This is a genomic window from Micromonospora sp. NPDC048843 (assembly GCF_040649965.1).
Classification (GTDB): Bacteria; Actinomycetota; Actinomycetes; order Mycobacteriales; family Micromonosporaceae; genus Micromonospora; species Micromonospora hortensis.
The window spans coordinates 1-10,899 of record NZ_JBEZGJ010000213.1; the positions used below are offsets into that span (position 1 = coordinate 1).

A 10,899-nucleotide genomic window follows, 5' to 3' on the forward strand; every position below is an offset into this window, starting at 1 on the left:
CCGCGCACCGCCGCCCGGCTCGGCCCAGCCAGTACCCACGGCGTCAGCGAAAGGAAGCCGCTCACGTGTTCCCGGTACCAGTACGGGCGGTGTTCCCACGGGTAGGCGGGCAGAGTTACCGGCCGCCGCCCCGATCCCGATGCAGCGGCGCGTATGCCGCCGGTAACGAACAGTTCGGCCGCGGTCAGCGCGAGTCGAAGCAGTGGGTCGTCGGCGTTGACCGCGATGTCGACCTGGTTACCGAGCGGGCGGGGCAGTTCGCCGAGCAGGGTGTCGATGACCCGGTCGAGGTCGGCATCAGCGAGCCTGTCGGTGAGGCTCTGTAGGGCTGTTCCGCTCACGGGCGGGTTGGGGTCAGGGGTCAGCCGGCGTGTCAGCTCGTCGGTGGTGGTGGCGGGCTGCACGTGTTCGACTGGCAGGACGGGTATCCGCCCGGGCCGCAGCTGCATGCCGCTGTCACGGTGGGTGAGGATCCGCAGCGCGTCCGTCGTGGTGATTTGGCCGGCAGCCCAGGCTGCGCTGACCTGGCCCGCGCCAAGCCCGATGACGGCGTGGGCGTGGACCCCGACCGTGGTCCACAGCATGGTCGCCGCGACGTGGTAACAGAACAGGTACGCGGCACGGAGCTCTACCGGTGGTTCGGTGTTCAGGTCGTGGCTGGTGCCGGTGATGGTGGAGAGCGTCTGCGCGCAGGTGTCCAGTGCGGTGCGGTACTCGCCCGACCCGAGCAGTCGGATGCGCAGTGCGGTGGGAGGAAGATCCGGGCCGTACCAGAACGCCACTGGGGTGGGCTCGTCATCGACGACGTGACCGACGCGCACTCGAGGGTCGGTGGCGCCGTCGGCTGCCATTTGGAGGACTGCGGCTAGGTCGGCGGCGGTCTGCCCTACGGCGGCAAGTCGGTGCGAAAGCCGGGAGCGGCGGAACGCGGCTGTGTAAACGAGGTCATCGAGGTCGTCAGATCCGGCACGAAGCTGGTTGGCCATTCGGCCAGCGGCTGCGGCCAGCGCCGTAGGTGTGGCGGCGGTGACCGGCAGCACATATGGCATGGTGCGGCCAGGTCCGGGTCCGGGTGCTGGCGTGGCCGGCTGCGGCACCTGTTCGACCAGGACATGGGCATTGCTCCCGCTGAACCCGAACGCGCTGACCCCGGCCCTCGCCGGGCGATGCCGTTGAGGCCAGTCCTGCCGCCTGGCCGCGAGGGTGATCGGCAGGGAGTTCCAGTCGATGCGGGTCGAGGGCTTGTTGATCGGGTGGGGTGGGATCTCGCCGTGATGCAGGGCGAGGATGACCTTGAGGAGTCCGGCCGCGCCGGCCGCGGCCTCTAAATGCCCGAGGTTCGCCTTGGCGGAGCCGACCAGCAGAGGTGTGGCCGGGCTACGGCCAGGCCCGAGAGCGGCGGCGAGCGCGCGCACCTCGATCGGATCGCCCAGCGGTGTGCCGGTGCCGTGCGCCTCCACATAGTCGACCTCGTGCGGCTCCCACCCTGCCCGACGGAGGGCTTGCCGAACGACGGCGGTCTGAGCGGCAGCGCTGGGCACCGTCATCCCGCCGCTGGCGCCGTCCTGGTTGACCGCACTGCCGCGCAGCACGGCGTAGACGCGGTCGCCGTCGCGGGTCGCCGCCGACAAGGGCTTAAGGATAAGGGCGACCGCGCCTTCACCTCGGCCGTAGCCGTCGGCGTCGTCGTCGAATGTCTTGCACCGCCCGTCAGGCGCCAGGGCAGCGGCCGCGGACATGGACACCGACACGGTGGGGGCGACGATCACATTGGCGCCGCCGACGACTGCGATGTCGCAGTCGCCGTCGCGCAGGCCTTGACAGGCCAGGTGGACCGCGGTCAACGACGCCGAGCAGGCGGTGTCGACGGCGATGCTGGGTCCGCGCAGGCCGAGGAAGTACGACAGGCGTCCGGCGGTGGCGGCGAACGAGGTTCCGGTGCCGTAGAAATGGTCCACCTGGCGCATGTCGCGGGTCAACAGTTGCTGGTAATCGGCGGTGTTCAAGCCGAGATACACCCCGACAGGTTGGTCGTGCAGGGCTACGGCCGGGTGACCAGCGTCCTCGAGGGCTTCCCAGGCGACCTCGAGCATGAGCCGTTGCTGCGGATCCAGCGACCTGGCCTCCCGCGGTGAGATGCGGAAAAAGTCGGCGTCGAAACCGGTGACGTCGGGGAGGTAGCCGCCGCGAGTGGGCACGTTCGGTCCGGCCTCGGCCCAGATCGGATCATTACGCCGGTCGGCCGGCAGGTCGCCGATGGCATGCCGGCCCTCGGTCAGCAGCCGCCATAGTTGCTCCGGATCGGCGGCCCCCGGCAATCGGCAGGCGACTCCGACCACCGCGACAGCGTCGGCATCTGGTCGAGAATCCTCGATATAACCCGCTGCTGCTCGGGCGTTGGCATCGTCATCGCCTATCGCCTCGACTGAGCCGGGTGTTGTGGTCAGGGCGGGCGCGGGCCGCGCCGCTAGCAGCTCGGAAAGGTACGCGGCAAGGGCGCCGACGGTGGGGTGCTCGAACACGACCGTGGCCGGCAGCGTGAGGTCGAACGCAGCCTCCAGACGGGTACGCAACTCCACCGCAGTCAAGGAGTCCATGCCCTGCTCAAACAGCCCACGGCGGCGGGGCAGCAGCTCGCTGTCAGGCAGGCCGAGGACGATACGGACAATGGCGTCCACGTCGTCGACCACGCCCCGGCTCGGCGTGGCTGCTTCAGCTGCAGCGGCAGGTGGTGCGACGGTAGCTGGTGCGACCGGTGGGATGGCCGCCGCCGTCGGGGCCGGCAGGGCTGCGGTGGATGCCAGGACGGACGGGACCGCCGGCGCAGGGGCGGCCCCAAGTGTCGTAGCGGGCGCGGCGGCCGGTGTCGGTTGGGCGAGCATCTCAGTGATGACGCCGCCTGAGGCGTCGAGCAGGCTCAGCCTCACCTGCGCTGGTGCAGCACCGCCGTCTTGCCGGCCACGCGGCACCCCTGGCAGCCAGTACGGCTCGCCTGCCCACGACGGAACCGGTAGCGATCGGTACCGGTTGGGCCGGCCAGTGGCCTTTTCCCAATCGACCGGGACCCCGGCGACGTGCAATTGGGCCAGAGCCTTGCGCAGCCCGAGCGGTCCGGGTTCGCCACGGCGAAGGGTGGCGAGCACCCGACCCTTCCGGCCGCGGTGGCGGACCGCCTCGGTCAGAGGGCGAGTAAGGACAGGATGGGCGCCGATCTCAACAAGGGTGTGATCGCTGCTGCTCAGCAGCCGGTCAATGGCTGGCCACATGAGCACTGGGTGGCTGATGTTGCGGCCCCAGTAGGTGGCATCGGCCTGCTCCAAGTCGGTGTCCGGTTGCACGGTGGACAGCATCCGCAGCGCCGCCGGGCTGGAAGCCAGGGTGCTGATCGCAGCGGCGAGCTGCGGTCCGCAGTCGGCCACGACCGGGCTGTGGAACGCGTAGTCCAACTCGAGGCGCTTGCACCGCACACCCCGCTGCATGAGGACGGCATGCGCGGCGTCGATGGCCTCGACCGGCCCGGCCACCACCACAGAGGCCGGCCCGTTTACCGCGGCAACGACGACCCCGCCACCGATGTTCGTCAAGACCTCCTCGACGTCGGCTCGTGCCGCGTCCACCGCCAGCATCCGGCCCGCACCAGCGGTCTCATGCAGGATCTGCCCGCGGTGCACGATCAGGGCGACGGCGTCGGCCAGCGTCAGGCAACCGGCGGTGTGGGCCGCGGCGACCTCGCCGACGCTGTGCCCAAGGACCGCCACCGGCCGGACCCCCAATTGAGCCAACCACCGTGTGAGTGCGACCTGTACGGCGAAGATCGCCGGCTGGGTGATGTCCGTGCGATCCAGTGCGGTGTCCGAGGTCCGGCGAAGCTCTTCAACGAGACTCCAAGAAACGTGGTCGCGGATCAGCGCGTCACACTCGTCGAGCGTGTCTCGGATGAGCGGCACCGTGTCGTACAGGTCGGTGGCCATGCCTGCCCACTGGGACCCCTGCCCGGAGTAGACGAATACCGGTGGGGGCACATTGCCGGGATCAACAGTCCCGGTGTAGGCGCCTTCAGGTAGCTGGCGGGGGTCGCCGAGCGCGGCGAGCATTTCGGTGGGGCCAGCGGCGACGGCGGCGAAACGGTGGGTTTCGTGGGTGCGGCGGGTCGCCGCCGATGCCTGCAGGTCCGCCAGGTCGTCACGGTTGTCGGGGACTCGCTGCCGCGTGAGCGCGATCTGTTCCACCAGGCCCTGCTCATGGGTGGCCGACGCCAGTAGCACGTAGGGACCCATCGGCGGGGTGGCCACACGCTCGTGATTAGGGGCGGCTTCGACGATCACGTGCACGTTGGTGCCGCTGAGGCCGAAGGAGCTCACGCCGGCGCGGACCGGCCGCAACAGGTCTGACAGGTCAACACCGACCGTTGGAACGGCGATCCGGGCACTTTCCCAATCCACCGCCGACGTGAGCTGATCAAGGTCGGGTTGGCCAGGCACGCGGGCGGCGTTCACGATCCACAGCGCCTTGAGTAACCCGGTCACGCCGGCAGCCGCGTCGGTGTGTCCGAACACCGCTTTGCTGGAACCGACCAGCACCGGCGGTGCTGTCCGCGCCCGGGTTTGGTATGCCTCGGCGAGGGCGAGGAGTTCCATTTGGTCGCCCAGCGGGGTTCCGGTGCCGTGGGCCTCGACGAAGTCGATGTCGTCCGGGCCGAGGCCGGCATGCCGTAGGGCTGCCAGGTGTAGGTCGATCTGCGCCGCCGCGTTGGGTGCGGTGACGCCCAGGCTGTGTCCGTCCTGGTTCACCGCCCACCCGCGTAGGGTGGCGTAGATTCGGTCGCGGTCGGCGACCGCGTCGGACAGCCGTTTGAGGACCACGAAGCCGCACCCCTCGCCGCGAATCACCCCGTCGGCGCCGGGGTGGAACGGTCGACACCGGCCCGTTGGGGAGATCGCCCCGACCCGGCTCATGAACACGCTCAGCTCGGGTGCGATCATCAGGTTGACGCCGCCGGCGAGGGCGACGTCGCTGTCCCCGCTGCGCAGGCTCTGGCAGGCCATCTGCACGGCGAACAGCGACGAGGAGCAGGCTGTATCCACAGCCGCTGCGGCACCCCGCAGATCGAAGGCGTGCGCCAGCCGACCAGCAGCAAAGCTGAACTCGGTGCCGGGAGCGTAGTGCGGCCCGATCCCGGCGATTCCCAGCGTCTTGCTGTGCAGCAGGGCATAGTCGTTGGCCAGGATGCCGACGTACGTGGCGGTGCGGGTTGCTTCCCAGGCGTCTCGAGGCCGGCCCGAGTCGCTCATCGCTTCCCAAGCGACCTGCAAGATCATCCGCTGCTGCGGATCGAGGGCGCCCGCCTCTCTGGGCGCGATACCGAAATACGCGGGGTCGAACCGGTCGATGCCGTCCAGAAAGGTGCCCACGTGGCTGGACGTGGTGCCTGGCCGGGAGCGCGTCGGGTCCGAGAACTCCGGTCCCCACCTGTCTGCGGGCACATCGGTGACGAGACTGTCGGGACCGGCCAGGATGGCGCCGAATGAGTCCAGATCACGCACGTTCCCGGGGTATCGACAGCCGATACCGACGACGGCGATGGGTTCAGCGGTCGCCGATGGTGTAGCAGCGAGGGTGGCCATGATGCGTGTGCCTCCCGGAAAGGACGAGACCGGCCAGGGTGGGGACGAGTCGACGGGCTGGCGTGCGGGTAGCCGCCGCCGTGTCGGTTGCCTACTTCGGTGTCTCGGATGCCGGACCTGGCATGACTGTCACACCAGGTCCGGCACCGAAAGTGTGCTGGTCGTGGAGAGCTGACCGATGCCCCTGCGGACGTCGGCGCGCGCCAACTTCCAACCAGACCCGTAGCCACGGCTCTGACCGCTACCGGCCCGACCGCCGCCCGTCATACACGGGCTGGTGCGTGCGCCGGCGCAACGAGCCAGATGTGGCTCGGCCTGGCTAGAACATGGGCGCTGCGGTCGGGGCGCGCAGCGTACCCAGATACGGGTGCCACAGGTGAGTGGGGTCATTTTCCACGTCTGTCACCGTTTCCCGCATGGCCCGCAGCACCTTCGGTTCCTCCTCGTCGTACAGGTCACCCTGCAGAAGACGGACGACGTCCAGCCGGTAACGGGGGTCCTGCACGAACGAGGTGAACAAGATGTTCAGGCGGTAGTACACCGAAATGAACTCGTACCAGTTGCGTACGCCGTTGCGGATGGTTCGTTCGAAGCTGGCGAACCGGGCCCGGGAGAAGTCGCCGGCTTCATGGGCAGCGATGATGTCCTGGCTGGCGAACCGGGCGCTGGCCATCGCCACGCTCACACCGCTAGAGAAGATCGGGTCGACGAATCGGGCAGCGTCGCCGATCATGACGAACCGGTCGCCGCTGATCTGCTCCATTGCGTAGCTGTAGTCGGCCTCGACCTTGAACGGCCGTACCTGGCTGGCCTGCTTCAGCGCGTCGGCCAACTCGGGACGGCTGGCGACAAAGTCCCAGAAGAACTTCTCGCGGTCGGTGTTCGCCGAGGCGAAGCGATGCTTCTGGGTCACCACCCCGACGCTGGTGATCGTGTCGGTGATCGGGATCTGCCAGACCCAGGTGTCCTTGATCGGGAGAAAATGGATGTAGATGTAGTCGGCTTTGGCGGTGTTGACGGTCAGCGCCGTCCGATCCAGGCCCTCGAACCATGCGTGAATGGCGTATTGGTCGAAGACCGGATCCGGTACCTTAATCTTCAACTGCCGGCCGAGCATCGTCTGCCGACCGGAGGCGTCGACCAGCATCCGTGCCGAGACGTCGAATTCGCCGGAGGCATTACGGCAAGTGACGGACACGCGGTCTGGGTTGTCAAAGTCGGCCCGCAGCACGCGGGTGCCCTGCGACACCGCCGCGCCAAGGCTCTCGGCGTGGTCGAGCAGGATTTGGTCGAACCGCCCGCGATCCACGTGATAGGTGTAGTCACGGTCAACGCCTGGCTGATCCCGTTCATTGAACAGAATCTCCGCGGCCCCGAAGTCATGCGCCAACTTGCTGAAGTCGTTCGTGACGATGTTACGCGACTCCGCCGAGGTCCAGGCAGCGCCGTACTTGCGGGGGAAGCCCGCCGCGTCGACCTTCGGCATGGCGCCGATTTCGCTCAGCACCCGGGTGGTTGCCGGAACCAGCGACTCCCCCACGTGCTCGCGGGGAAAAGTCTCTCCCTCGAACAGTGCGACGGAAAGGCCGCCTTTTACCAGGTAGGCAGCGGCGCATGAGCCTGCCGGCCCACCACCGATAATCACAACGTCGTAGTCAGGCTTCATGCGACAGTCACTCCGTTCCCACGCCGGTCGTCTGCTGCTCCCGTGCCAGGTCCAGCACCATGGCAGTGATGGTGGCGATGTTCTTGAAGTACTTGGCGTTGACGTTCCTGGCCGGCACGGGCGTGCCGAGTTCCTCCCGGATGAACATCAACAGCAACGCCGTGTTCATCGAGTTCAGGACTCCCCATTCGAGCAGCGGGGTGTCCACCCGCAGCTCACCTTGTGGGTCCCCGTCGAGAAACCGTTCTCGTATATAGGCCGTGATCCGAGCCGATACGTCGTCACCGGTCATCTGGTATCCCTTCCCCAGGGTTTGCTTGTCGGCTTTGCCTGTGGCGCTGGAACCGGCCGGGCGTAGCGGCGTATCCGTGGCCGGTGTCGCCTTGTGCTTCATGCTTGCTGCGCGGGGTGAGCGACGGCGGGACGGACGGAACGGGCTTGTTCCTACCCGGGCCGCCAGTCGACCGACCATGGTGGCGCCCGCCCAGGGATGGCCATGGCCGCTTCGCGGGCGTTCATCGGGTCTCCGGCGGTGCGGCCTGCTGGGAGGCGAGGGTCGTTAGTCCGACCCGGTCGAGCTTGCCGTTACCGGTGCGTGGCAGTCGGGCCAGCAGACGTACCTGATCGGGCAGCATGTAGCGGGGCAGCCGCACGGCGCAGTGCCCCTTGAGGGCCAGGACCCCGGGCTGCCGACCTGGCTGTGGCACCACGAACGCGGTGAGTTGGGCGTCCATGCCTGCGCCGACGACGACAACGCCGGCCTCGGCGACATCGCCGTGGGCGGTGAGAGCAGCCTCTACTTCGCCGAGTTCGATGCGATGACCTCGCACCTTGACCATCTGGTCGCGTCGGCCGACGTACTCGAACACGTCGCCGGGCAGTACGCGCACGATGTCGCCGGTGGGATATGGCCCCTGGTGCCGTGGGCGGCCCCAGTAGCCGAGCATTACGGTCGGTCCATCGACGACCAGTTCGCCCTCCTGGCCTGGGTCGGCGATCCCGCCGTCAGGTCGCTGAGCCCATACCCGGTCGCCGCAGGTGGCCCTTCCGATCGGCACGGGAAGGATCCGGTCTAGGTCGTCCGGTGCCACCTCATGGAAGGTGCATACGTTCGTTTCGGTCGGACCGTAGAGATTCAGCAGCCGCGCAGGGGTCCAGTCCGCCAGTCGCCGGACGTATGTGATCGGAAAGGGTTCGCCGGCGAACAGGACGGCGCGTAACGGTCCAGGTGGGGGGCCATCCAGCAGCCGTCCGTCGCGGATCATCAGGGCGAGGGCGGAGGGCACGGAGTACCAGATGCTGATCTTTTCTCGGTGGAGGAACTCCACGAGCTGGGTGGGTGCGTAGGCCAACTGCCCCGCGATCAGGTGCACGCAGGCGCCGGCGGCGAACGCCGCGTAGAGGTCCAGCACCGACAGGTCGAAGGTCAGTGGTGCGTGGTTGGCGAACCGGTCCTGCGGACCCGGCCGCAGTTCGTCAACGACCCAGTCGACGAACGCGCGCGCGTTGCCGTGGCTGATGCACACGCCTTTTGGAGTGCCTGTCGAGCCCGAGGTGTACAGGATGTACGCGAGGTCATCGTCGTTCACCGCCTGGTTGACCGGGTCGGCCGGGTCGGTCAATTCGACGGTCAGAGGAAGGCAGGTGACATCGGCGCCGAGGGCGGCGCGGACGTGTGCCATGCCTTCCGGTGTGGTGAGCACAGCACGCGCCTGGCAGTCTCGGGCGATGGTGGCCACCCGCGCCGACGGCGTGGTCCCCTCGCAGGGGACGTACGCGGCGGCCATCCGCAGCACGGCCTGCATCGCCACGACCACTGTGGGGGACTTGTCCGCCCAGATGATGACCCGGTCGCCGCGCCCAACACCGACGGCACGCAGCCGGGCGGCCAACGCGTCGGCTCTGCGGTCCAGGGAACCGTACGTCAAAGCACCGTCCGGTCCCACTACGGCGAGGTTGTCTGGGTCCTTCACGGCGGCGTCGATGACGAGTTGGTGAAGGCTCACAGCCCCACCGCCCTGGCTATGATCTCCCGCTGGATCTCGTTGGTACCGGAAAAAATTGTGCTCGGCACGCTGTCGCGGAGCTGCTGCTCCACCCCAGTGGGGGTGAGGTAGCCGGAACCGCCGAAGATCTGCACCGCGTCAAGACTGTTGGCGACCGCTGCTTCGGAGACGGCCACCTTGGCCAGCGACGCCGCCTCGACGTGGTCACGACCGCGGTCCAGCAGCCAACATGCCCGGTACAGCAGCAAGCGGCTTGCTTCAAGTCGCTGACGCATGGTCGCGATGCGGTGTGAGATTGCTTGGAACTCGCCGATGGGTCTGCCGAATTGTCGACGTGAGCGGGCGTGCTCGACGCATTGCTGCAGCTGCCGCTCCATCAGGCCTACGTAACCGGCGAACAGGCACGCGCGTTCCCAGCCCATCGAGTGCTGAAATATGGCGCTGCCCTGACCTTCCTCCCCCAGCCGGTGAGATGCCGGCACCCGGCAGCTCTGGAACCGCACCCGCGACGCAGGGCAGCTGCCAAGGCCCATTTTTTCGAAGGGGTCCCCGACCTTCAGGCCGTCGGCGGTGCGTGGGACAGCGAAGGCCGTGACGCCGAGGAATCCACCGGCGGGATCAGTGACCGCGTAGGTCACAAACACATCAGCCATGGGGCCGTTGCTCGCAAACGACTTTTCGCCGTCCAGGATGTACATGTCGCCGTCGCGGACGGCGGTGGCGGTCAACAGGCCCACGTCCGAGCCGGCCCCGTCCTCGGTCATCGCGTTTGCCGCGACCAGCTCGCCCGAACTGAGTCCGGTCAACAACTGACCCCGAACCTCGTCAGCAGCGAAGTCCCGGATCGGCACCGCGCAGGCCAGCAGGTGCGCGCTGACCGCAAAGACCAGCCCTGTCTCGGAACAGCCGCGACCAAATGCCTCGATACACAGCGCCGTGTCCAGCGCGCCGAGACCTGTCCCGCCGTGCTCGGCCGGCAGGCACAGCCCGGTCAGACCGACACACGCCACCGCCCGCCACTCCTCGCGGGTGAAATGGCCGCCGACGCTGGCATGACCTAGGTCACGCGCGGCGGCGAAAATCTCGTCGTAGCGCTTTTTTTGCGCGGTGGAAATATCGAAGTCCAAGGCCCGTCACGCCTTCCCCCGTTAGAGCGGAACATCGGCCGCAGCAATATGGCCCGTCGCCGCCAGGAGCCACGACCCTCGGCTCCTGGAACTTAGCGTCACGACCACAACGTCGTAGTTCGCTCCCTTACGTCCATATCGGACGACCGCACGCGATTGCGGCGGGCTGGCTCGTTGCCAGGAACCGATCGCGTCCGAAATCTCAACAGACCATCCCTGCCAGAGGATGATCGCCATCTGGCGATGTTGGTGGTGGATCACGCTGTCATCGTGATCAAAAGGTACTGGCGTTGCCCGTCGCGCGTCAAGACCGATTTCGATGTGTTGCCCTCGACATCGGAGCGCGCGGCGGGCCCGAGCAGGTATATCCAGTGCGACGGTGGCGTTTACAGGAGGACCAGCACAACGGCACCGAAACCAGTCGATCCGGGCAGCATGAGGCGTGCCCGCCCGACCATGTATTTCCGCCCCGTAGA

Annotated in this window: 5 protein-coding genes; all 5 read right to left on the reverse strand. The window is 67.7% G+C overall.

Annotation, left to right across the window (positions count from 1 at the left end):
* On the reverse strand, window positions 1-5,543 hold a 5,543-nt coding region (locus AB0C20_RS31945; protein ID WP_357569380.1), incomplete at its 3' end, for a beta-ketoacyl synthase N-terminal-like domain-containing protein.
* Between the two features lie 400 nt (window positions 5,544-5,943).
* Window positions 5,944-7,290, reverse strand: coding sequence for an NAD(P)/FAD-dependent oxidoreductase (locus AB0C20_RS31950; RefSeq protein ID WP_357248091.1), 1,347 nt, complete (start codon window positions 7,288-7,290; stop codon window positions 5,944-5,946).
* A 7-nt stretch (window positions 7,291-7,297) separates the two neighbouring features.
* Window positions 7,298-7,684, reverse strand: a complete 387-nt coding sequence (locus AB0C20_RS31955) for an acyl carrier protein (RefSeq protein WP_357248094.1) — start codon at window positions 7,682-7,684, stop codon at window positions 7,298-7,300.
* Between the two features lie 121 nt (window positions 7,685-7,805).
* Entirely contained in the window at window positions 7,806-9,296 is a 1,491-nt protein-coding gene (locus AB0C20_RS31960) for an amino acid adenylation domain-containing protein (protein ID WP_357569381.1), read from the reverse strand.
* Window positions 9,293-10,423: an acyl-CoA dehydrogenase family protein gene (locus AB0C20_RS31965; protein WP_357569382.1), complete on the reverse strand. Its 1,131-nt coding sequence runs from the start codon at window positions 10,421-10,423 to the stop codon at window positions 9,293-9,295. Before AB0C20_RS31965 ends, AB0C20_RS31960 begins: the two co-directional genes overlap by 4 nt.
* Window positions 10,424-10,899 lie beyond the last annotated feature (476 nt).

Coding starts and splice junctions, on each gene's coding strand:
- AB0C20_RS31950 (WP_357248091.1), bottom strand. CDS start 7,290: ATGAAGCCTGACTACGACGTTGTGATTATCGGTGGTGGGCCGGCAGGC.
- AB0C20_RS31955 (WP_357248094.1), bottom strand. CDS start 7,684: ATGAAGCACAAGGCGACACCGGCCACGGATACGCCGCTACGCCCGGCC.